The sequence below is a fragment of the Spongiactinospora gelatinilytica genome, from assembly GCF_003236385.1.
Lineage (GTDB): Bacteria > Actinomycetota > Actinomycetes > Streptosporangiales > Streptosporangiaceae > Spongiactinospora > Spongiactinospora gelatinilytica.
Genome location: NZ_POUA01000808.1, coordinates 1 through 642 on the forward strand (window position 1 = coordinate 1; position 642 = coordinate 642).

Annotated in this window: 1 protein-coding gene; it reads right to left on the reverse strand. The window is 75.5% G+C overall.

All coding sequences use genetic code 11. The annotated features are described in order from the left end of the window. Positions 1-590: condensation domain-containing protein (locus C1I98_RS39525; protein WP_199537585.1), on the reverse strand; the 590-nt coding region annotated here is incomplete at its 3' end. Positions 591-642 lie beyond the last annotated feature (52 nt).

Sequence of the window (642 nt, forward strand, 5' to 3'; positions counted from 1 at the left end):
CCCTCCAAGCCCCCGCCCCGCTGCCCACGACCGGCGGGCGGGAGGTCCACGGTGATCTCGTGCCGCCCGCCGGTCGTGGGCAGCGGGGCGGGGGCTTGGAGGGTGTGGACCCAGTGCCCGAGGCCGTCGATGTCGTGCGCGGACGCGGTGGCCAGGGCGTCGGCGTACTCGGCGTAGGAGGTGGTCGGCGGCGGCAGGGCGGCCCCGCGCATGGCGGTGGCGAGGTCGTCCAGCAAAATCAGCCAGGACACCGCGTCGATGGCGATGTGGTGCGCGGTGACGACGAGTGTGCGGGTCACGTCCAGCCAGGTGAACGCGATCACCTGGCCCGCCTCGGGGTCCAGCCGGTCGGCGGCCTCGTCCGCGGCGGCGGCGGGGTCGTCCGTGTCCGCCCGGACGAGGGTCACGGCACGGGCGGGTTCGGTACGCAGGGCCCAGACCCCGTGCTCGGCCCGCAGGCGCATCCGCAACGCGGGGTGCGCGGCCACAACGACGTTCACGGCCCGCTCGGCCTCGGCGAACCCGGCCCCCGGTAGCGCCCTGGCCTGGGCGAACCGGCTGAGCGAGCCGCCGATCTCACGCTCCCGCAAAATGATCGGCGTCGGCGTCAGGGGCCCGTCTTCGGGATCGACGGGCGCGGGT